The sequence below is a fragment of the Kosakonia sp. YIM B13571 genome (assembly GCF_042788095.1).
Taxonomy (GTDB): domain Bacteria; phylum Pseudomonadota; class Gammaproteobacteria; order Enterobacterales; family Enterobacteriaceae; genus Kosakonia; species Kosakonia quasisacchari.
Genome location: NZ_JBHZPL010000002.1, coordinates 551,618 through 573,909, shown reverse-complemented (window position 1 = coordinate 573,909; position 22,292 = coordinate 551,618). Strand labels below are relative to the sequence as shown.

Here is a 22,292-nt window from a genome sequence, read left to right as displayed (position 1 = left end):
AGGCACAACCTTATTTCACTTCAATTACGTTGAGGCGCAGCTCATCCAGTTGCGAATCATCGTCTTCCGGCTGCCAGCCCGCAGGTTGTAGCGGGATCTCTTCCCGATCAAACGCCAGATCACCGCCGTTCACAACTTCAGAACCGTGGGTGATGCCTTTAAAGTCGAATAAATTAATATCGCTCAGGTGCGAAGGCACGACGTTTTGCATCGCGGTGAACATGGTTTCGATGCGCCCAGGATAGCGTTTGTCCCAGTCACGCAGCATATCGGCAATAACCTGGCGTTGCAGGTTCGGCTGGGAGCCGCACAGATTGCACGGAATGATAGGGAACCCTTTGGCTTCTGAAAAACGCTCAATATCTTTTTCGCGGCAGTAAGCCAGCGGACGAATCACGATGTGCTTCCCGTCGTCGCTCATCAGTTTTGGCGGCATTCCTTTCATTTTCCCGCCGTAGAACATGTTCAAAAACAGCGTTTGCAGGATGTCGTCGCGGTGGTGACCAAGGGCGATTTTTGTCGCACCCAGTTCAGTGGCCGTGCGGTAAAGGATTCCGCGACGTAAGCGTGAGCAGAGCGAACAAGTGGTTTTGCCTTCCGGGATCTTCTCTTTAACGATACCGTACGTGTTTTCTTCTACAATTTTGTATTCCACACCCAGCGTATCCAGATACTGCGGCAGAATATGTTCCGGGAAACCCGGCTGCTTCTGGTCGAGGTTAACCGCCACCAGCGAAAAGTTGACCGGCGCGCTCTGTTGCAGGTTGCGCAAAATTTCCAGCATGGTGTAACTGTCTTTGCCGCCGGAAAGGCAAACCATAATGCGATCGCCTTCTTCAATCATGTTGAAGTCAGCAATGGCTTCGCCCACGTTACGACGCAGACGCTTTTGCAGTTTGTTGAGGTTGTACTGTTCTTTCTTTGTGATCTCTTGCTTTTCAATCATTATTTTGTCTCTGGAAGCATCAGGGCACCGCCGGGGCAAACCACATCATAAAACGGCAACTGTTGATTAGCATGCCTCTCTGATCTTGGTTCATTTCCTCAAGCCATGCACCGTAAATTTCGTAAACCCTTTTGCCCCTTTCATGCACATTGGCTGGCGATGAAAACGGGCGAATGCCGGCAGGCAAAAGTCTGTCGCGTATGGTACGGATTCCGGCGGCGAATGCCAGCACGTTTTACGGCTGACACCAATCGCGGCAATAAATGAAATGGTCTTCGTTCACCTTTTTTCAGGTGCAGTATAAAACATATTCATCAATACAGGAGTAAGATCATTTTCGCCAGGATGTGTAACTAGTTTGTGAAGAAACAAGCTGTTATCTGATCATCAAAGGGAGGTAAAAGTGATAAGAGCAATGATTGTTCGCTTAGGACTGTTAATTCTTTTCTTTTTTTCTTTTCAATTGCATGCAAAAGAAGACACCGGAATGAAACTGGAGCGCGTCGTGATTGTTAGCCGTCACGGAGTCCGCGCGCCAACCAAGTTCACGCCACAAATGCGTGAAGTGACACCTTTTCAGTGGCCCCAGTGGGATGTGCCGCTGGGATGGCTCACGCCGCGCGGAGGACAGCTTATTGCGGCATTGGGGCATTACCAACGTCTGCGACTGATAGAGACGGGGTTGCTGGAAAATAAAACGTGCCCGGATACGGGGCGAGTGGCGGTGATTGCCGATACCAATCAAAGAACCCGCAAAACAGGTGAGGCATTCCTCGCGGGGCTGGCGCCTGAATGTCATCTTCCTGTGCATTATCAGCACGAAAAATCGACGTCGGACCCACTTTTTAACCCGATAAAAACGGGTAAATGTACGTTTAACACTTCTGCGGTGAAAGAGGCGATTTTAACGAAGGCGGGAGGAAATATTGAGCAATACACGCGGAGATATCAGCCTGCTTTTCAGGCTCTGGAGCGCGTTTTAAATTTTCCTGACTCAGCGAAATGCAAATCGGCCGGGGAAAACCATGTGTGTTCACTCACCAACGATATTCCCACCAAACTTAACATCAAGCCTGATAACGTCTCCTTGCCTGGCGCGTGGGGGCTGTCTTCCACGCTCACAGAAATCTTCCTCCTCCAGCAAGCGCAAGGGATGACGGACGTGGCATGGGGAAGGATCGCAGGCGACAAAGAATGGCAATCGTTATTAAGCCTGCATAATGCCCAGTTTGATCTTTTACAAAGAACACCTGAAGTGGCGCGGAGCAGGGCGACACCCTTACTTGATTTAATACGCACGGCATTGATCACCAACGGGTCTGATCAGAATCACTACGGCATCACACTTCCTGCTTCTTTACTGTTTATTGCCGGACATGATACCAATCTTGCCAATCTCAGCGGCGCGCTAGATCTTAACTGGTCGCTGCCATCACAACCCGATAATACCCCGCCGGGCGAAGAGTTGGTTTTCGAACGCTGGAAGCGGGTAAGCGACAATACGAACTGGGTTCAGGTCTCGTTCGTTTATCAGACCCTGCAGGAGATGAGAGAGATGCGGTCTTTCTCGCTGGATAACCCGCCGGGTCGGGTGGATCTTGTGCTCAAGGCGTGCGGTGAGACGAATGCACAAGGAATGTGTTCCTTAAACAGTTTTGCAAAGCTGATTGAAGCGGTACGCGTTGCTGATTGCGGCTTATGAAACACGGCGTTTCGGCAGGAAAGTGAATCTCGCCAGTCGCTCCGAAATCCTGTGCCCCGAACATTGAAAGAGGATCGAGGCACAGGCGATTAGGGCGAAATATGCCATTGGGTTTGTTGTCTTTAGCGAAAAACCGAAGGCTCAGCGCCATAGCGTTTGCTGAACTGACGGCTGAAACTGGCGACCGATGCATAGCCAACACGCGCGGCAACGGATTTTATCGGTATCCGGGTTGTCATCAGTAACTGAAGTGCATCGGCAATCCTCGCATCGGTAATCACCGCGCTTAGCGTGGTATTTTCCGCCGCAAGACGGCGACGAAGCGTGGCGCCGCTAATATTGAGCCGCTCTTCAATCTCATCGGTACACCAGTGATGTGCCGGGTCACTGCTTACCATTTTGCGTATCGTCATCGCTATGTCCGGCGGCTGAAGACGCAGCAATCCGTGATGTCCCATCTCAAACAAACTGAGCACAATTTCGAGCATCGTATGTATTGATAATGTCCGGTTTCCAGCCCGCAGTGCGGCTACCCAGCGGGTCATCGGAGCGATAAATTTTGCCAGCGGTTCAGCGGCGATATTCCCCGGGGTTGCCGGAGGTAAGACGCGCAGTATCAGCCGGGCGGCCTCCAGTTGCTCCTCTGCCAGTAACACCGTCAGTGCGAGAAACTCACCACTGCTGGGATCGGGCGTACACTCAATATCGATGCTACGGGCGTTGGGAAATACCAGCATTTCGCCGGGCGATACGCAGAGCCACTTATTCTGCTCGCGGTAACGAAACGTGCCTCGCAGGGGAAATGAGAACGTCGCGCCTTCGACCTGAAACTTGTTAACCTGCCAGCTTTGCATGGCGCGCAGGCAACAGCAGGGAAAAGCCTGTTCGGAACAAACCAGATCCAATAGCGCGTTGAGCAGGGTTTCTGTTGCGCGCGCATCAATGTGTAAAGCGGGGTTTATCATCTCGACCTTCTTTGCCATCCCGGTTCGGCAGGAACACTCGATTAACTTCATGCGAGATAATTCACATAGCGTAATGCAACGCGTAGCGTTGACCGCTACGGCTGAGTTTTGCCGTGGTCGGGAAGTTGAAGTGCATACCACAAATAGAAATATTGTCCGTCGCGACGCGATCCAGCAGGGCGCTGCGCGTTTTTGCCGCCAGCACCGGGTCGCGGTCATAGGCAATCGAGACGTCAGGCCGGGCTATCTGGATATGCGGGAAATGGACAATATCTCCCCAGATAAGCAGAGCGTCTTTTTCATTGCCAAGCAGAAAACCGCTGTGGCCTGGGGTATGGCCAAAAAGCGGCACCGCCTGAATACCGGGCAGAATATCCTCTTGTTTGAAGGTCACCAGCCTGTCGTCGTAAGCGCTGAACGCATTCCTCGCGATGTCGCACGAGCGTTGGAAGCTCTCCGGTGCGCTGGCATACAGCGTTTCATCACGCCAGAAAGCGAGCTCTTTCTCATGCACGAACAGACGCTGCACATTATTGAATAGCGGGGTCTGTCGCGGGTCGGCAAGACCGCCAATATGATCCCGGTGTCCGTGGGTCAACAAAATCGTGTCGATCCTGAGCGGGTCAATGCCCGCTGCGGCAAGGGCAGCAGGTAACTCGCCGCTTGCTCCGTCAGGCGTACCGGTTCCGCTATCGATAAGAATGGTGTGTCCGGCGGTTTCGACCACGCAGGCATTAATATTCATGCGCGGCAGGGGCGAAACGCCATTGGCGGTCAGTAACGCTTCGGCATGGTCGGTTTCAATGCCGTTCAATAGCGCAAAAGAGCCTTCAAGGTAACCGTCACTCAGTATCGTGACGGTGATATCTTGCAATTGCAGGCGTTTGATTGCAGGCATTTGCTCGAGAGTCCGGGACGTCATCATAATCCTCGCTTCGTTTTCATCACATTCCGTTGAATGTCGAATACAGCGTAACGAAAAAGCGTGTGCCTATTTGTTCAATGCGGTGCGTTTTGCGCTCATTGTGTGTGGGCCGCGAGTACGACGTTACTCGTCCAGCGTCTGAAAAGAATACTCTTTTTCCACCCGGCAAATACGGGTAGTGAATGAGTGATACCACTTTTCACGCCCGGTTTTCTGCGCAATGAGATGCTCGGTGTTCATCTTCCAGTTTTTGATGGCATCAAGCGATGTCCAGTAAGAGACAGTAATACCAACCTCTTCACGGGCGGAATCCACGCCCAGAAAACCGGGTTGGTTAACCGCCAGCGCCATCATACGATCGGACATTGCGCCGTAGCCATCATCAACAGCGGTGCGCACGGAGGTGAAAATCACTGCGTAATACGGTGTGGGGTGGTTAAGTGCTGACATTGTGGCTCCTGATGTGGGTTATCTGATCTCCATCCTGACAGGAATTTAACGCAGCGATAGCTACCTGTTCAGGCGACTTTTTTTTCCGGATATTTGCCTTTTACCACGCCATCATAAAAACGACCTTTGGAAACAACGGTAAGAAACAGGGAAAAGATGCGTTCCGGCACGCCCTGATATTGGTAGATGCTTTTATCGTGAAAAGAGATTTCCAGCGTGCGAGTGCGTTCGTCATAACCGACAGAAGCGATGCGTGATGAGGTAACTGAGTGATGATGCATAAATTCGCTCCTTGCCGTTCGGGCTGAAACCGTGATTATCAGCCAGCTTCCTGCGGGTGTCATGCGAAATAGGTGCGTTAAAAAAGCCACCGGCGCTAACCGGTGGCTTTTTCGGCGGCTGGCTTATTCCGCGGTGTTTTTCTCTGCTTTACCGGCCAACTGGGCCAGGAAGTCGTAGCGTTTTTGCAAGTCGGCGGCGGCATCTTTCCACAATTGTTCCGCTACCTCCGGCTGCTGCGCGTTCAGGCGACGGAAGCGCTGCTCATTAAGCAGGGTTTCTGCCAGCGCATCTGACGGCGGCCGGGAGTCCAGCGCCAGCGGAATTTTGCCTTCTTCCTCACGGCGCGGGTCGTAGCGATACAGCGGCCAGAAGCCGGTCGCGGTGAGCTGGCGCATCTGGTCGTGGCTCAGCGCCAAATCATAGCCGTGCTCTTCGCAGGGGCTGTAAGCAATAATCAGCGACGGGCCGGGGTAAGCTTCTGCTTCCTGAATGGCTTTCACCGTCTGGTTGAGCTGCGCGCCCAGCGAAATCTGTGCGACGTAGACGTGGCCGTACATCATCATGCTAACGCCCAGATCTTTACGTGCCTTACGTTTGCCATGCTCGCCGAACTTGGTCACGGCACCCAGCGGCGTGGCTTTGGAGGCCTGGCCGCCGGTGTTGGAGTAGCACTGGGTATCGAGCACCAGAATATTGACGTTCTCGGTCAGGCTCAGCACATGATCGAGGCCGCCAAAGCCAATATCGTACGCCCAGCCGTCACCGCCAATCAGCCAAATCGATTTTTCGACCAGCGCATCGGCATCGGTCAACAGTTGCTGCGCACCTTCCACGGATGCCAGCGCGGTACGCAGTTCTGCCACCTGTGTGCGACGCGCTTCCGGGGTCGCTTCCGCATGTAAAGCCGCATTCAGTTCCGCCGGAATATGCTCAGCAAATTGATCAACCAGCCGCATAACGCGCTGGCGGTGTTGATCCACGCTTAAGCGGAACCCAAGACCGAACTCGGCGTTATCTTCAAATAGTGAGTTCGCCCACGCCGGCCCGCGTCCGTTTTCATCAGTGGTGTAAGGCGTCGAGGGCAGGTTACCGCCATAAATCGATGAACAACCGGTGGCATTGGCGATCATCATCCGGTCGCCATACAACTGCGTCAGCAGTTTGATATATGGCGTTTCACCACAGCCGGAGCAAGCCCCGGAATACTCAAACAGCGGCGTAATCAGCTGTGAGGTACGAATGTCGATGCGCTCCAGTTTACTGCGGTCGATCTCCGGCAGATCGAGGAAGAAATTGTAATTCACTTTCTCTTCTTCAACGTGTTCAAGGCGCGACATCATATTGATAGCCTTGATATCCGGGTTCTGGCGATCTTTTGCCGGGCAAACTTCCACGCACAGGTTACAGCCGGTGCAATCTTCCGGCGCAACTTGCAGCACATATTTCTGCCCGCGCATATCGCGGGATTTCACATCCAGCGAGTGCAGGCTCGACGGTGCGTTTTCCATCTCTTGCGGCGAGACCACTTTGGCGCGGATCGCCGAGTGCGGGCAGGCGGCAACGCAGTGGTTACACTGGGTACAGAGATCTTCTTTCCAGATAGGGATCTCTTCCGCGATATTGCGTTTCTCCCAGCGCGTGGTGCCAACCGGCCAGGTACCGTCCGGTGGCAGCGCGGAGACGGGCAATGCATCGCCAAGGCCTGCCAGCATCGCTGCTGTCACGGTTTTCACGAAATCTGGCGCGGAATCGGACACCACCGGCGGGCGATGGGCACTTTGCGGATTAACCGCTTCCAGCGGCACCTCGAACAGCGATTCGCGGGCCATTGCCAGCGCCTGCCAGTTACGCTCCACCAGTTCCTGGCCTTTACTGCTGTAGCTTTTGGCAATCGCGCCTTGCAGTTCAGCCAGCGCGCTGTCGCCCGGCAGAATATTTGTGAGATGGAAGAACGCCATTTGCATGACGGTGTTAATGCGGGCGGCAAGACCGCATTCGCGCGCGATTTTCGCCGCGTTAATCACATAGAGGCGGGCTTTTTTCTGGTTTAACACCGCCTGTACTTCCTGCGGCAAACGTGACCAGACTTCGTCGGCGCTGTAGGGGGTGTTCAGCAGGAAAATACCGCCCGGTTTCAGACGCTCGGCCATCGGGTACTTATCGATAAACTGCAACTGATGGCAGCCGACAAAATCCGCCTGCGATACCAGATAAGCTGAGTTGATCGGTTTTTCACTGACGCGCAAATGCGAGACCGTCAGGCCGCCCGCTTTTTTCGAATCATAAACAAAATAGCCCTGCGCATACCATGGCGTAGAGTTACCGATAATTTTGATATTGTTCTTGGTCGCCGAGACGCTACCGTCGCTGCCCAGCCCATAAAACAGTGCTTCTAGTTTGGCATGTGACGGCAGGGTGTTTTCCGGTAGCGGCAGAGAAAGGTTGGTCACATCGTCGTAAATACCGACGGTAAAACGCGGTTTGGGTTTCGCCGCGCGCAGTTCGTTAAAAATGGCCAGCACACACTCGGGGCCAAACTCTTTTGACGAAAGACCGTAACGCCCGCCAATCACGCGCGGTAGCGTTTCCCGCTCGCCGTTATTAAACGCTTCTGCCAGCGCGGTCATCACATCCAGATAAAGCGGTTCGGCCTGTGCGCCAGGTTCCTTGGTGCGATCCAGCACGGCAACGGTTTTCGCGCTTTCCGGCAACACGGACAACAGATGCGCGGCGCTGAACGGGCGATAGAGGCGCACTTTCAACACGCCGACTTTTTCGCCACGCGTCAGCAGCTCATCGATCACTTCTTCGCATGTGCCGATTGCCGATCCCATCAGCACGATCACGCGGTCGGCTTGCGGGTGGCCGTAGTATTCAAAAGGTTTGTACTGCCGCCCGGTGGCGGTGGCGAAATCGTCCATTGCCTGCTCAACGTGCGTGTACACCGCGTTGTACCACGGGTTGGTGGCTTCGCGAGACTGGAAATAGGTGTCCGGGTTGGCAGAAGTGCCGCGGATCACCGGATGTTCCGGATTAAGTGCGCGGGCACGATGTGCATCAATTTCCGCTTGAGGAAGCAAACTACGGATGGTGTCATCTGCCAGCGGCACGATTTTGTTGATTTCGTGCGAGGTGCGAAAACCATCAAAGAAATGAATGAATGGCACCCGGCTTTTCAGTGTCGCCATGTGCGAAATCAGCGCGAAATCTTGCGCTTCCTGCACACTACCGGCAGCGAGCATGGCGCAACCCGTCTGGCGAACCGCCATCACGTCGGAGTGATCGCCAAAAATAGAGAGCGCATGGGTGGCAACGGTGCGCGCAGCAACGTGCAGAACAAACGGCGTCAATTGACCCGCCAGCTTGTAAAGCGTTGGGATCATCAGCAGTAAACCCTGCGATGAGGTAAACGAGGTTGAGAGCGCGCCGGTCTGCAATGCGCCGTGTACGGCGGCAATCGCGCCCGCTTCCGACTGCATTTCCACGACGCGTGGCGTGTCGCCCCAGATGTTTTTCAGGCCGTTTCCGGCCCAGGCATCTGCCTGTTCAGCCATCGTCGAGCTGGGGGTAATGGGGTATATGGCGATAACTTCACTGGTGCGGAAGGCGACTGAAGCGACCGCGCCATTACCGTCAATAGTAATCATATGGCACCCTTGCATTGCTCAATAGGAGAGGCTTGTGTAACAGCGACAAGCCCTGTAATTATCCTCTTATTTTAGCAAACCAACGCGCGCGCAATTTTCGCTTTTGTGTCCTGAGGTATAACGGGAATCAATGAATTGCGATTTAACGGTGGGGGATTACCCGTTCTTATGGCGCTGGTGCAGAACATTTCCTGCTACCCTCATGATGGGATGCACTGACACACGGAGAAAATACCAACAACAAGTGTGCCGGGGGATTGGGAGGGAATAGCGCGCTGTTTGATCAGAGGATAGTCATGTTTCCTTAACAAACAGACACTTGCAATAATGCTATCATTGGTCGCTGCGTTTGCATGGAGTGAATAAGGTTTTTAATTAAAGGTTCTTGTACCTTTTACCGTGTGTTTCTTGATAATTGAGATTTACAGTTACAGTCGTTCTTGTGAAGAGGTCGTAGCGGGTAAAAATAAGATGAAAAAAGAAATATTTTTTGCGGCAAGTTTTATTACTGTGGTTTTTTTTGCGATTTCTATCACGCTGATTGTTCAGATCTTGAGTACAAGAACCCATACGCTAAATGAACTTAATACGAATATATCCAACTTAAGTCATACTCTCGATACGTATTCAGAGGGGATTATTCGGCAAAGCGAGATGTTGATAAAGAATGTTTCTGACGTAACGGAAATGTATGGCATGAATTCCGAACAGTTAGCCAGCATTAAGAAAATACTCGCTGACCAGAAACAGCTTCTCACCCAGTTGAATAACATCATTATTTATGATGAGAAAGGGAATAAAATTATTGCGTTGCAGGAAAATTTTTTAGGCAGCAGCAATAGCTCCGACAGATTTTTCTTTATGCACCATCGGGATAATAATTCGAAAAATATCTTTATTGGTCCCCCTGTTGTGAGCAGAACAAACGGCCAGTGGGTGATAACCGTTAGCCGAAGACTGGAAGATAAAGTGGGGAATTTTAAGGGCGTTGCAGTGTTGACGCTGAACATTGCCACTTTCTTGCAAACCTATGGAAAGCTGGACATCGGAAAACAAGGCGCGATAGCGTTAACGAGTGATTCTGGAATATTACTTATACGTTATCCTTTTGATGAAAAATATATTGGTAGGGAAATTTCGGATTCACCATTGTTTACGGATTATCTAAAAAGGAAAGATTCTGGAATCGCAACCTCTGTTTCGCGTTTCGATAAAATAGCGCGTATTTATTCGTTTCAAAAAAATAAACGTTATGGTCTGGTTACAACCGTTGCCGTTAGCATGGATGAAGCTATGGCCTCATGGCGTCGCCAGTCTGAAGTCCTTGCTATTGTCATTCTGTTTCTTATCGGTTGTGTCAGTTTTTCCAGCTATTATCTTATGCGTGATGTGCGCAACCGTGCCCGGATTAATAAAGAGCTGTCGGCAGCAAAAGAATCTCTGGCGTCTGCGAATGCCGAGTTGCAAGTGATGGCCGAGGAAGACGGCTTAACCGGGCTTGCGAATCGGCGCAAATTCGATGAGGCTTTATTGGCAGAAGTCGCAAAATGTGCCAGCAACAAACAGCAGATTGCACTGTTATTAATCGATGTCGATTATTTTAAAAAATATAATGATAGCTACGGGCATATTGCCGGTGATGCGTGTTTAAAAATAGTCGCCGAAAATTTAAAAGAAACCATTAATGAAACGTCTTTTCTGGCCGCCAGATATGGCGGAGAAGAGTTTGTTGTCATTCTGCCTGAAACGGATGCGATATCCGCTGAGAATATTGCCAGAAAGATAGGTCGTAATATCAAGCTCGAGAATATTCTCCACCAGCAAAGCCCGCTTGGCGTCGTGAGTGTGAGCATTGGTGTTGCCGCCGGATCTGCTGCCTCATTGAAGGGGAAAGAGGCGGCGCTCATCGAGTTTGCTGATGAGGCGCTTTACGCGGCGAAATATTCAGGTCGCGACTGCGTTGTCACCTCAGAACGTGAATTCGTGTGATATGAGCACTGAATACGCAAACCGTCTGCTGCAGCAGGCCTCGACAACCACAACGCTGTGTACTTGAGCAAGACTGAGTTGATGCACTCATGAATTCCTGCTGACGATGAATTGTGTTCACTCGCCCACAAAAAAGCGCAAAAAAATGTTTCTAACACGCATAAAGATGCTTTTCAGCTCTCGACGTATTGCGCCGGGCTGCCTATGATGCTTGGGTTTCGCTTTTTTTAATTATCCTGAGGACACAGGAGCAGGGGGAGAGAAATGCGCGCAGCGTTTTTAGTAGGATGTGCCGCTTTATTATTATCGGCATGTAGCAGTGATGAACCCGTTCAGCAAGCGACCGCGGCACACGTTGCGCCGGGGCTTAAAGCCGCGATGTCAAATGGTGGTCAGGCGAATTGCGCGATGATTGGTGGCTCGTTGTCAGTTGCCCGGCAACTCGATGGTTCAATGGTGGGAATGTGTGCCTTGCCAAATGGCAAGCGCTGCAGTGAACAGTCACTTGCCACCGGAAGCTGCGGCAGTTACTGAGCGTTCGCCGCGCGCGTGTAAATCAGGGTTTGCTTCACCGTCGCCAGCGTCAGCTGGTTGTCAGTAAGATCAACCTGCGCCCCTTCACTGAGCATCGCATTAATGGTGTGATCCAGTTCGTTACGCTGCGGGTCAGGGCAGAGCATCATGGTCATGCCCATCTGTTTGACGGTCAATGTGCCGTCAGAGAGTTTTCCCTGGCCCATAAAGCCGTTACACATTTTGCCGGACACGCGCAGGTCTTTATCAAAACGGATTTCCGGCGCCGGGCCATTACCCTGCACGGCCTGACCGTTTACGGTGGTCAGCACAAATCGCTGGTCTGCCAGTTGCTGTGGTTTCAATGTGTCGGTGCGGGAACTCACGCAGCCAGAAAGCACTACGCTCAACGCAACCAAAGTCATAATTTTCTTCATCTCTTCCTCTAAGGGGTTTTCCATTACGTGGGGGATTCTAACAGGCTGAGCCTGGGCGTCATCGGGGTTTGTCCGAAAGGGTTCCCCGCGCAGGCAGGGGAACCCCCGGACATTCAGAGCGCGTTCGGGCAGGCTTCACCGTCGCGTAACTGGCGCAAGTTTTCCAGCGTTGTTTCGGAAATGCTGATCAACGCTTCGGCCGTCAGGAATGCCTGGTGGCCGGTAAACAGTACGTTGTGGCAGGCTGATAAGCGACGGAACACATCGTCCTGAATAACGTCGTTGGATTTATCTTCAAAGAACAAATCACGTTCATTTTCATATACATCCATTCCCAGCGCGCCGATCTTTTGCGTTTTCAGTGCTTCTATCGCGGCTTGCGAATCGACTAATCCGCCGCGGCTGGTGTTGATGATCATCACGCCATCTTTCATCTGATCAAAAGCGTCGCGGTTAAGCAGGTGGAAATTTTCTGGCGTGAGCGGGCAGTGCAGGGAGATGACATCCGCCTGCGAAAACAGCGTCGGTAGATCAACATACTCCACGCCAAGCTCCAGCGCGGCTGCGCTCGGATACGGGTCGAACGCCAGCAGGCGCATGCCAAACCCTTTCAGAATACGCAGCGCGGCAACGCCAATCTTACCGGTGCCGATCACGCCCGCTGTTTTACCGTACATGGTGAAACCGGTCAGCCCTTCCAGGGAAAAGTTAGCATCGCGGGTACGCTGATACGCGCGGTGAATGCGACGGTTCAGCGTCATCATCATGCCAATAGCATGCTCCGCCACCGCTTCCGGTGAATAGGCCGGAACGCGTACTACCTGCAAACCCAGCTCTTTTGCTGCCTCGAGATCGACGTTGTTGAACCCGGCACAGCGCAGGGCAATAAATTTCACCCCGAGCTTTTTCAGCTCTTCCAGCACCGGGCGGCTGCCATCGTCGTTAACAAAAATGCAGACTCCATCACAGCCATTCGCGGTTTTGGCAGTCTTTTCGGTCAACAGAAAGTCGAAAAATTCAAGATCGTAGCCATATTTCTCGTTTACCTGCTGCAAATACTTTTTATCGTATTGCTTTGTGCTGTATATCGCGAGTTTCATAAGACTTTCTCCAATGGTTTCTGCCCGTATTATCACGTTTTAAAATTATTATGTAAACATTCAAATTTAATTGATGCTCATGGGCGCGGTGAATGCTTCCAGTTTCAGTATATCTGCTGTGGTCCGCCTATTAGCGCAATTGTTTTAAAGCACTGCGCGTGCCCCAGATAATAGCCGTCGCTGCAATAACCCCGATGAGCCATGGAATTTTGGAGTCGTGAAAGTAATTAGCACTGAGGTAATCGCTGAAGGTAAAGCAGGTGAAAACGGTGGTTCCGCTAAGCCAGCCGCGAATCAAAGAGCCTTTAGTGAACATACGCTGAATCCATAAATTAATGATATTAAAACACTATTTTCTGTAACTACTGAAAATGCAATCGCCAGACTATGATTAAGACGGCACGTGCCTTCAAAGGGGCGCTCAAACATGCCACAATAACCGCCAGAATCGGCTTAATCATATGCAAAATCAGGATATTAGCTACCCATGAAGGGTAAATACAAAGCCGCCATCGCACTGGTGTTACTGTTCATTCTGCTGCCGCTTACGCTGCTGCTGACGCTCGCGCAGTGGGTGCCGACGCTGGCGGGGATCTGGCTGCCGGTCGGCACGCGTATCGCCATGGACGAGAGCCCACGATTTACCCGACATGCGTTACAAATCCCCGATCTGCGCTATCTGGTCGGTGATTGCCAGCTGGCGTCATTACAGAACGCCGAACTCACACACCCCAGCCGTTGGCAGCTTCATATTGGCGCGCTGGATATTAACACCGCCTGTCTTAATAAACTGCCACAAAGTGAAACTGTTTCTACCGCGCCGCGAACGCTGGCCGAATGGCAAGCCTTGCTTCCTTATAGCTGGCTGACGGTAGAGCGTTTTACGGTTTCGCCATGGAAAACGTGGGCCGGTAAATTATCGCTGTCGTTGACACCGGATCTTCAGCAACTCACTTATTCTGGCGAGCGCGTCGAACTCAGCGCCCGTTTGCGCGGGCAGGCGCTGACTGTTAGCCGTATGGCGCTACGTCTCGTTGATGACCAGCCGCCGTTTACGCTCGGCGGTGAATTTACCCTGCCGGAAGTTCCAAACGGCGTACCCGTCAATGGGCATATGGAAAGCACCTTAACCCTGTCGCAGCAACCAGGCGTGGTGGATGTTGATCTCGACTGGCGTGATAACGAAGGGCAAGTGGTAGTCATGGCGCGGGATCAGGGCGATCCGCTGCTCGATCTGCCATGGCAGCTTACGCCCGAACAATTGACCATCAGCGATGGACGCTGGAGCTGGCCTTATCAGGGTTTTCCGCTTAGCGGTCGTGTTGGCTTGAAAGTGGATAACTGGCAACAGGGGCTGGAAAAGGCGCAATTCAGTGGCCGCTTAAACGTACTGACGCAGGGCGACGCCGGGAAAGGCAATGCGGTGCTGACCATTGGCCCTGGCCGTCTTGGTATCGACAATAACGATATGCCGCTGCAATTGACCGGGGAAGCAAAGCAGGGCGATCTGGTGTTTTATGCGGTGCTTCCCGCCCATCTGAGCGGCAGTGCTGACGATCCGCAACTGGCCTTTACGCCGGGTGCGCTGCTGCGTTCGCGCGGGCGGGTGATTGATTCGTTAAACATTGATGAAGTGCGCTGGCCGCTGGCGGGCGTCAAGCTGACTCAGCGCGGTATTGATGGGCGTTTACAGGCCATTCTTCGCGCACATGAAAATGCGATGGGAGATTTCAGCCTGCACCTTGATGGCCTGGCTCAGGATTTTCTGCCGGATAACGGCCTGTGGCGCTGGCGCTACTGGGGCGATGGCAATTTCACACCGATGAATGCGCGCTGGGATGTTGCGGGGCGCGGTGAATGGAATAACAACACCATTACGCTGACCGATCTCTCGACTGGCTTTAATCAGTTGCAATATGGCGCGATGCACATGGCTGCACCACGGTTAGTGCTGGATGCGCCAGTGAAATGGGTTCGTGATGCGGAAAATCCACAATTCAGCGGCGCACTGACGTTGGATGCCGGGCAAACCACCTTCAATGCGGGAAGTGTATTACCGCCGTCGACGTTGAAATTCAGCGTGAACGGCGACGACCCAACCCTGTTCCAGTTTAAAGGCGCGTTGCAAGCCGACACGATTGGCCCGGTGCAGGTCAATGGCCGTTGGGACGGTGAGCGTCTGCGTGGGCAGGCCTGGTGGCCGCGTCAGGCTCTCTCGGTTTTTCAGCCGCTTATTCCCCCTGACTGGAAAATGAAACTGCTTGATGGCGCACTGTATGCGCAGGTCGCCTTTTCCGCCGCAGCGGATCAAGGTTTTGAAGCAGGTGGTCACGGTGTGCTAAAAAGCGGCAGTGTCTGGACGCCGGACAACCAAATTCGCGGCGTCGACTTTGTGTTGCCATTCCGCTACCGCGAAGGGCGCTGGCAGTTGGGCACCCGCAGGCCGGTTTCGCTGCGCATTGGTGAGATAACGAACCAGGTGACGGCGAAAAACTTCACCGCAGATTTACAGGGTGCGTGGCCGTGGAGCGAGGACAACCCGCTCGTTTTAAGCGATGTCAGCGTCGATGTGCTGGGCGGGAAAGTGACTATGCAACAGTTACGTATGCCGCAGCACGACCCGGCGCTGCTGCGTCTGAAGCACATTTCCGCCAGCGAGTTGATAAGCGCGGTGAATCCGAAGCAGTTCGCGCTTTCCGGGCCGTTTGACGGCGCGCTGCCGCTGTGGCTGGATAACCCGCAATGGATCATTAAAGATGGCTGGTTGCACAACCCCGGGCCGATGACGCTGCGGATCGATAAAGATACCGCCGATGCGGTGGTGAAAGACAACATGGCGGCGGGCGCGGCGATTAACTGGCTGCGCTATATGGAAATTTCCCGCTCATGGACGAAGATCAATCTGGATAATCTGGGTCTGTTGACGTTGCAGGCGACCCTGCGCGGCACCAGTTTTGTTGATGGCAAAAGCAGTACCGTGAATTTGAACTATACCCATGAGGAAAATGTATTCACCTTATGGCGCAGTTTACGTTTTGGCGACAATTTGCAGTCATGGCTTGAGCAACACGCGGCGCTACCGCAAGCCCGCTGCGCGAAGGGCGAAGAGTGTGAGGATAAAAAATGAAAACCCTGAAAGCCGTGCCCGTATTGATGGCGACAATGTTGCTGGCCGCTTGCACGCCGCGCATTGAAGTGGCGGCGCCGAAAGAGCCGATCACCATCAATATGAATGTGAAGATTGAGCATGAAATTCACATCAAAGTGGATAAAGACGTAGAAACCCTGCTGAAAACCCGCAGCGACTTGTTCTGAGGCGATGATGAAAAAACGTGTCATAAGCGCGCTGCTGGCCGTTGGCCTTTTCAGCGCAACCGCTCAGGCGCTGACGCTTGATGAGGCCCGCAGTCAGGGGCGCGTAGGCGAAACGCTCAATGGCTATGTCGCGCCGATAAGCCAGGATAAAGAGACGCTGGCGCTGGTTGATCGCATTAATAAAGCGAGGACCGAGAGCTACCAACAGTTAGCCGATCGCAATAACATCGCCGTTGATGATGTTGCCAAAATGGCCGGGCAGAAACTGGTGGAACGCGCGAAGCCTGGCGATTATGTACAGGGCATTAATGGTAAATGGCTGAAGAAACAGTAGGCGGCGCGTTGTTTTCATGGCCAATGTGCTGGTGCAACCACGCCAGGTATCTTCAGCCCGGCAGGTCAATGACCATTCGGCCGGCGGATCGGCCAAAGGTCTCAACCACAGAAGAACAACCAAAGAGAACATTGCGGAAAGCAAATAGCGGGGAAAAGAACCCTCCCACCGGGCGGTGAGAGGGAGAAATCTTAGGCTGCCACCAGGCTATCGATGGCTGCTTTTGCGTCGGTCTGCGCTTTGGTCGCCACTTCCGGGCCGTAAGCGATGCCTTCTGCGAAGACAAAGTTCACATCGGTAATGCCGATAAAGCCCAGGAACAATTTCAGGTACGGCGCAACCAGATCGGATGGGCTGTCTTTATGGATACCGCCACGGCTTGAAACCACGACAACGCGTTTACCTTTCACCAGACCTTCCGGACCGGCTTCGGTATAACGGAACGTAACGCCAGCACGCGCCACCAGGTCGAAGTAGTTTTTCAGCTGCGTCGGGATGTTGAAGTTGTACATCGGGGCGTTAATGACAATCACGTCATGTGCTTGCAGCTCAGCGATCAGCTCGTCGGAGAGTGCCAGCGCTTCCTGCTGACGCGGTGTCAGCGGTGCATCGCTCGGGCGCAGCGCGCCAACCAGTTCACCATCCAGCACCGGGATCGGGTTAGCGGCCAGGTCACGAACGGTAATGTGATCCGCCGCGTGTTTTTCGCGCCACTGTTCAACGAAATAATCGGCCAACTGACCAGACTGTGAGTACCCTGCCAGAATACTGGATTTAAGAACGAGAACTTTGCTCATTGGGTGTTTCCTTTATTTATATTGTATTTGCAATGGGTTGCCCCGTGACGTTATGACACTCTATTCACAAATTCACGACATGAATAGCGCAATATATCGAATCCTATGTTCGAATTTCTTGAACAAGAAAAGGGTTACATCGATGTGCTATCCTACTGCGATTGCGAACTTAAGATGTTTCCAGGCAGTGCTCTGCCCCATAACGCTATGACAGAACAACAGAAATTGACGATTACCGATCTTAGCGCGCAGCTCAATACCCTGATGCTACGCGACCAACAACGCTACGCCCGCCGCCTGCATGGCAGCAAGAAAGTTAAAAATCCTGAATCTCAGCAAGCGCTGTTGCAGAAGCTGGCGCAAGAGATAAGCGAAGCCGCCGGAAAAGTGGCGCAGCGCGAAGCTGCACGCCCGACCATTGATTACCCGGACAACTTGCCGGTCAGCCAGAAAAAACAGGCGATCCTCGAAGCCATCCGCGATAACCAGGTGGTGATTGTGGCGGGGGAAACCGGCTCCGGTAAAACCACCCAGTTACCGAAAATTTGCATGGAACTGGGGCGCGGCATCAAAGGGTTGATCGGCCATACCCAGCCGCGTCGCCTGGCGGCGCGTACCGTTGCCAACCGTATTGCCGAAGAGCTGAAAACTGAGCCTGGCGGCTGCATCGGCTATAAAGTGCGTTTCAGTGATCACGTTAGCGACAACACCATGGTCAAGCTGATGACCGACGGTATTCTGCTGGCGGAAATCCAGCAGGATCGATTGTTGATGCAATACGACACCATCATTATCGATGAGGCGCACGAACGTAGCCTGAACATCGATTTTCTGCTGGGTTACCTGCGTGAATTACTGCCGCGTCGCCCGGATCTGAAAATCATCATCACGTCCGCCACCATCGATCCGCAACGTTTCTCGCGCCATTTCAATAACGCGCCGATTATCGAAGTGTCCGGGCGCACCTACCCGGTAGAAGTGCGCTACCGGCCGATTGTCGAGGAAGCGGATGACACGGAACGCGACCAGTTACAGGCGATTTTCGATGCGGTGGATGAGCTTGGCCGCGAAAGCGCAGGCGATATTCTGATTTTCATGAGCGGCGAGCGGGAAATCCGTGACACCGCCGATGCACTGAGTAAGCGCGATCTGCGCCACACGGAAATTCTGCCGCTGTATGCGCGTTTATCAAACAGTGAACAGAACCGTGTATTCCAGCCGCACGGCGGGCGGCGCATCGTGCTGGCGACCAACGTGGCGGAAACCTCGCTGACCGTACCGGGCATCAAATATGTGATTGATCCCGGCACGGCGCGCATCAGCCGCTACAGCTATCGCACCAAAGTGCAGCGTTTGCCGATTGAACCGGTTTCGCAGGCGTCCGCCAACCAGCGTAAAGGGCGCTGCGGCCGCGTGTCGGAAGGGATCTGTATTCGCCTCTATTCGGAAGATGATTTCCTGTCACGCCCGGAATTTACCGATCCGGAAATTCTGCGTACCAACCTGGCATCGGTCATTCTGCAAATGACGGCGTTGGGGCTCGGCGATATCGCTGCCTTCCCGTTTGTTGAAGCGCCGGATAAACGCAATATTCAGGACGGTGTGCGCCTGCTGGAAGAGTTGGGCGCGATCACCACCGACGAGCAACAGACGGCGTATAAACTGACGCCGCTGGGTCGCCAGCTATCGCAACTGCCGGTCGATCCGCGCCTGGCGCGTATGGTGCTGGAAGCGCAAAAATATGGTTGTGTGCGCGAAGCGATGATCATTACGTCGGCGCTATCGATTCAGGATCCGCGCGAACGCCCGTTAGATAAAAAGCAGGCCTCGGACGAGAAGCATCAACGCTTCCATGATAAAGAGTCGGACTTCCTCGCGTTTGTGAATCTATGGAATTACCTGGGCGAGCAGCAAAAAGCGCTCTCGTCTAACCAGTTCCGCCGTCAGTGTCGGGTGGATTACCTGAACTATTTGCGCGTGCGTGAATGGCAGGATATCTACACCCAACTGCGCCAGGTGGTGAAAGCGTTGGGGATCCCGGTCAATAGCGAGCCTGCGGAATATCGCGAAATTCATATTGCGCTGTTAACCGGTTTGCTGTCGCACATAGGTATGAAAGACGCCGACAAACAGGAATTTACCGGCGCGCGTAATGCCCGTTTTTCCATCTTTCCTGGCTCGGGTTTATTCAAAAAACCGCCGAAATGGACAATGGTTGCAGAACTGGTGGAAACCAGCCGCTTGTGGGGGCGCATCGCCGCACGCATTGATCCGGAGTGGGTTGAACCGGTAGCGCAGCACCTGATTAAACGTTCGTACAGTGAACCGCACTGGGAGCGTGCGCAGGGCGCGGTGATGGCAACGGAAAAAGTGACCGTCTACGGTCTGCCGATCGTTGCGGCGCGTAAGGTGAACTACAGCCAGATTGACCCGGCGCTGTGTCGTGAGCTCTTTATCCGCCACGCGCTGGTCGGAGGTGACTGGCAAACTCGCCATGCTTTCTTTCGCGACAACCTGAAACTGCGCGCGGAAGTGGAGGAACTGGAGCACAAATCCCGCCGCCGCGACATTTTGGTGGACGACGAAACGCTGTTTGAGTTTTATGACCAGCGCATCAGCCACGAGGTGATTTCTGCTCGCCATTTCGACAGCTGGTGGAAAAAGGCCAGCCACGAAACCCCCGATCTGCTCAATTTCGAAAAGAGCATGTTGATCAAAGAGGGCGCAGAAGGGGTCAGTAAGCTTGATTACCCCAACTTCTGGCATCAGGGCAACCTGAAACTGCGCCTGAGTTACCAGTTTGAACCGGGCGCGGATGCCGATGGCGTAACGGTGCATATTCCGCTGCCGTTATTAAATCAGGTCGAAGAGAGCGGTTTTGAGTGGCAAATTCCCGGCCTGCGCCGCGAGCTGGTGATCGCGCTGATCAAATCGCTGCCGAAACCGACGCGGCGCAACTTTGTACCCGCGCCGAACTACGCCGAAGCGTTTCTGGGGCGCGTCACGCCGCTTGAGCTGCCGTTGCTGGACGCGCTGGAGCGCGAACTGCGCCGAATGACCGGTGTCACCGTCGACCGTGACGACTGGCACTGGGATCAGGTGCCCGATCACCTGAAAATCAGCTTCCGTGTGGTTGATGACAAGAACAAGAAGCTGCTCGAAGGACGTTCGCTAAGTGAACTGAAAGAGCGCCTGAAGGGCAAAGTGCAGGAAACGCTCTCCGCGGTGGCTGATGACGGCATCGAACAGAGCGGGTTGCATATCTGGAGTTTTGGCCAACTTCCGGAAAGTTACGAGCAAAAACGCGGTAATTACAAAGTGAAAGCCTGGCCTGCGTTGGTCGATGAACGTGACAGCGTCGCGATCAAACTGTTTGATAACCCGCTGGAGCAGCAACAGGCAATGTGGCGCGGTATTCGCCGTCTGCTGTTGCTAAACATTCCGTCGCCAATTAAATATCTGCACGAAAAATTACCGAACAAAGCCAAGCTTGGGCTCTATTTCAACCCGTACGGCAAGGTGCTGGATCTGATTGATGACTGCATTTCCTGCGGCGTAGACAAACTGATTGATGAAGCGGGCGGTCCGGTGTGGACGGAAGAGAATTTCGCCGCGCTGCATGAAAAAGTGCGCGCCGAGCTGAACGAAACGGTGGTAGAGATCGCCAAACAGGTCGAACAGATCCTGACGGCGGTGTTCAATATCAACAAGCGGCTGAAAGGGCGCGTTGATATGACCATGGCGCTCGGGCTGTCGGACATCAAAACGCAGATGAGCGGGCTGGTGTATCGCGGGTTTGTTACCGGCAATGGTTTCCGCCGTCTCGGCGACACGTTGCGTTATCTGCAAGCGATAGAGAAGCGGCTGGAGAAGCTGGCTGTCGATCCGCATCGCGATCGCGCGCAGATGCTGAAAGTGGATCAGACGCAACAGGCTTGGCAGCAGTGGCTCAATAAACTGCCGCCGGCGCGCCGGGAAGATGAGGATGTAAAAGCGATCCGCTGGATGATTGAAGAACTGCGCGTGAGCTACTTTGCGCAGCAGTTGGGTACGCCGTACCCGATCTCCGATAAGCGTATCCTGCAGGCGATGGAGCAGATTAGCGCCTGATGATCGTAGGCTGCCCGGTGGCGCGACGCTTGCCGGGCAACCCCCTCACTTCAACCCTCTGTCGGTCAATCGAATATCGCCATCTGAACATGCTCGCCGCGACAACTCCTACGCATTTACCCAGGCAAGCGTAAAACCATCCCAGCCTTTGATGCCCACCGTTTGCATCGCGGTGGCCGTCAGGCGCGGATCGGCACCTATCATCTCGATGAATTTCCGCACACCCTGCACGCTGGCATCGGTAGTCGTCGGGTTAGTTACTTCACCGTCGCGCACCACATTATCGCCAATAATCAGTGTGCCAGGGTGAGCATAGTGCATCGCCCATTTCAGGTAGGTCGGGTTATTGGGTTTGTCGGCATCAATAAAAATCAGATCGAACGGCGGGCGTTCACCAAGGTTTTCCAGCGTCTGGAGCGCCGGGCCTTCGGCGACGGTGACCAGATGCGCCACGCCGGCAACGTGCAGGTTTTCGCGCGCTATCGCTGCGTGTAGCGGATCGGCTTCCAGCGTTAGCAACTCGCCGCCGGTTGGCAGCTCGCGCGCCATCCAAAGCGTGCTGTAACCACCCAGCGTGCCGATTTCAAGAATGCGCTTCGCTCGTGTCATGCGCACAAACAAGGCCAGTAATTGCCCCTGCGTAGGTGAAACATCAATGGCCGGAAGCCCCGCGCGCTGGTTATTTGCCAGCACTTGCGTCAGGATCTCATCTTCCGGAATCAACTGTTTTTCTAAGTATTCATCAACCGCGGACCACTTCTGCTGCATAGCATCACTCCT

18 protein-coding genes are annotated in these 22,292 nt (G+C 53.5%); 7 read left to right on the top strand and 11 right to left on the bottom strand.

Translation table 11 applies throughout. The features are described 5' to 3' along the window. Window positions 1-10 precede the first annotated feature (10 nt). On the bottom strand, window positions 11-946 hold the full coding sequence (gene ttcA / locus ACFX4O_RS07785; protein ID WP_380207965.1) for a tRNA 2-thiocytidine(32) synthetase TtcA: 936 nt from the start codon (window positions 944-946) through the stop codon (window positions 11-13). A 406-nt stretch (window positions 947-1,352) separates the two neighbouring features. On the opposite strand from ttcA, the gene ACFX4O_RS07780 reads away from it, so the two are divergent. Continuing rightward, window positions 1,353-2,648, top strand: a complete 1,296-nt coding sequence (locus ACFX4O_RS07780) for an AppA family phytase/histidine-type acid phosphatase (protein ID WP_380208048.1) — start codon at window positions 1,353-1,355, stop codon at window positions 2,646-2,648. A 122-nt stretch (window positions 2,649-2,770) separates the two neighbouring features. Here the strand turns inward: ACFX4O_RS07780 and ACFX4O_RS07775 are convergent, their stop codons facing one another. From ACFX4O_RS07775 to nifJ, 5 genes are all read right to left on the bottom strand, one after another. Next, the gene (locus ACFX4O_RS07775; RefSeq protein ID WP_380207964.1) at window positions 2,771-3,613 is read right to left on the bottom strand and encodes a helix-turn-helix transcriptional regulator; all 843 of its coding nucleotides are present in this window, start codon (window positions 3,611-3,613) and stop codon (window positions 2,771-2,773) included. A gap of 61 nt (window positions 3,614-3,674) precedes the next feature. Then, entirely contained in the window at window positions 3,675-4,511 is an 837-nt protein-coding gene (locus tag ACFX4O_RS07770; protein ID WP_380207963.1) for an MBL fold metallo-hydrolase, read from the bottom strand. Between the two features lie 150 nt (window positions 4,512-4,661). After that, window positions 4,662-4,988 carry an antibiotic biosynthesis monooxygenase family protein gene (locus ACFX4O_RS07765; protein ID WP_380207962.1) on the bottom strand — a complete coding sequence of 109 codons (327 nt, stop codon included), beginning with the start codon at window positions 4,986-4,988 and terminating at the stop codon, window positions 4,662-4,664. A gap of 68 nt (window positions 4,989-5,056) precedes the next feature. After that, window positions 5,057-5,269: a KTSC domain-containing protein gene (locus tag ACFX4O_RS07760; RefSeq protein WP_131410448.1), complete on the bottom strand. Its 213-nt coding sequence runs from the start codon at window positions 5,267-5,269 to the stop codon at window positions 5,057-5,059. Window positions 5,270-5,392: 123 nt separating this feature from the next. Then, entirely contained in the window at window positions 5,393-8,917 is a 3,525-nt protein-coding gene (gene nifJ, locus ACFX4O_RS07755) for a pyruvate:ferredoxin (flavodoxin) oxidoreductase (protein WP_380207961.1), read from the bottom strand. A gap of 471 nt (window positions 8,918-9,388) precedes the next feature. Here nifJ and ACFX4O_RS07750 point away from each other — a divergent pair, with 471 nt between their 5' ends. Both ACFX4O_RS07750 and ACFX4O_RS07745 read left to right on the top strand, forming a co-directional pair. Further along, window positions 9,389-10,906, top strand: a complete 1,518-nt coding sequence (locus tag ACFX4O_RS07750; protein ID WP_380207960.1) for a diguanylate cyclase — start codon at window positions 9,389-9,391, stop codon at window positions 10,904-10,906. A 264-nt stretch (window positions 10,907-11,170) separates the two neighbouring features. After that, window positions 11,171-11,440, top strand: a complete 270-nt coding sequence (locus tag ACFX4O_RS07745) for a DUF333 domain-containing protein (RefSeq protein ID WP_380207959.1) — start codon at window positions 11,171-11,173, stop codon at window positions 11,438-11,440. Here ACFX4O_RS07745 and hslJ read toward each other — a convergent pair. The 3 genes from hslJ to ACFX4O_RS07730 form a co-directional block, all read right to left on the bottom strand. Continuing rightward, complete coding sequence (gene hslJ, locus ACFX4O_RS07740) at window positions 11,434-11,856, bottom strand: heat shock protein HslJ (protein WP_131410440.1); 423 nt, start codon at window positions 11,854-11,856, stop codon at window positions 11,434-11,436. The two genes, ACFX4O_RS07745 and hslJ, sit on opposite strands and share 7 nt — an antisense overlap. A gap of 113 nt (window positions 11,857-11,969) precedes the next feature. After that, entirely contained in the window at window positions 11,970-12,956 is a 987-nt protein-coding gene (locus ACFX4O_RS07735) for a 2-hydroxyacid dehydrogenase (protein WP_380207958.1), read from the bottom strand. A gap of 130 nt (window positions 12,957-13,086) precedes the next feature. Further along, window positions 13,087-13,272, bottom strand: a complete 186-nt coding sequence (locus ACFX4O_RS07730) for a hypothetical protein (protein ID WP_131410436.1) — start codon at window positions 13,270-13,272, stop codon at window positions 13,087-13,089. A gap of 171 nt (window positions 13,273-13,443) precedes the next feature. On the opposite strand from ACFX4O_RS07730, the gene ACFX4O_RS07725 reads away from it, so the two are divergent. Genes ACFX4O_RS07725 through ACFX4O_RS07715 form a run of 3 tightly spaced genes read left to right on the top strand, consistent with a single transcriptional unit; the run spans window position 13,444 to window position 16,605 of the window. Next, on the top strand, window positions 13,444-16,083 hold the full coding sequence (locus ACFX4O_RS07725) for a YdbH family protein (protein WP_380207957.1): 2,640 nt from the start codon (window positions 13,444-13,446) through the stop codon (window positions 16,081-16,083). Continuing rightward, window positions 16,080-16,271, top strand: coding sequence for a YnbE family lipoprotein (locus ACFX4O_RS07720; protein WP_131410433.1), 192 nt, complete (start codon window positions 16,080-16,082; stop codon window positions 16,269-16,271). The genes ACFX4O_RS07725 and ACFX4O_RS07720 overlap by 4 nt, the downstream gene beginning before the upstream one ends. Window positions 16,272-16,278: 7 nt before the next feature. Then, complete coding sequence (locus ACFX4O_RS07715) at window positions 16,279-16,605, top strand: YdbL family protein (protein ID WP_131410431.1); 327 nt, start codon at window positions 16,279-16,281, stop codon at window positions 16,603-16,605. Between the two features lie 191 nt (window positions 16,606-16,796). Here the strand turns inward: ACFX4O_RS07715 and azoR are convergent, their stop codons facing one another. Beyond that, window positions 16,797-17,402, bottom strand: a complete 606-nt coding sequence (gene azoR / locus ACFX4O_RS07710) for an FMN-dependent NADH-azoreductase (protein WP_131410429.1) — start codon at window positions 17,400-17,402, stop codon at window positions 16,797-16,799. A gap of 207 nt (window positions 17,403-17,609) precedes the next feature. Between azoR and hrpA the strand changes: the two genes are divergently transcribed. Next, complete coding sequence (gene hrpA, locus ACFX4O_RS07705) at window positions 17,610-21,512, top strand: ATP-dependent RNA helicase HrpA (RefSeq protein WP_380207956.1); 3,903 nt, start codon at window positions 17,610-17,612, stop codon at window positions 21,510-21,512. A 108-nt stretch (window positions 21,513-21,620) separates the two neighbouring features. On the opposite strand, the gene ACFX4O_RS07700 is transcribed toward hrpA, so the two are convergent. Next, window positions 21,621-22,280: an O-methyltransferase gene (locus tag ACFX4O_RS07700; protein ID WP_380207955.1), complete on the bottom strand. Its 660-nt coding sequence runs from the start codon at window positions 22,278-22,280 to the stop codon at window positions 21,621-21,623. Between the last annotated feature and the right edge of the window lie 12 nt (window positions 22,281-22,292).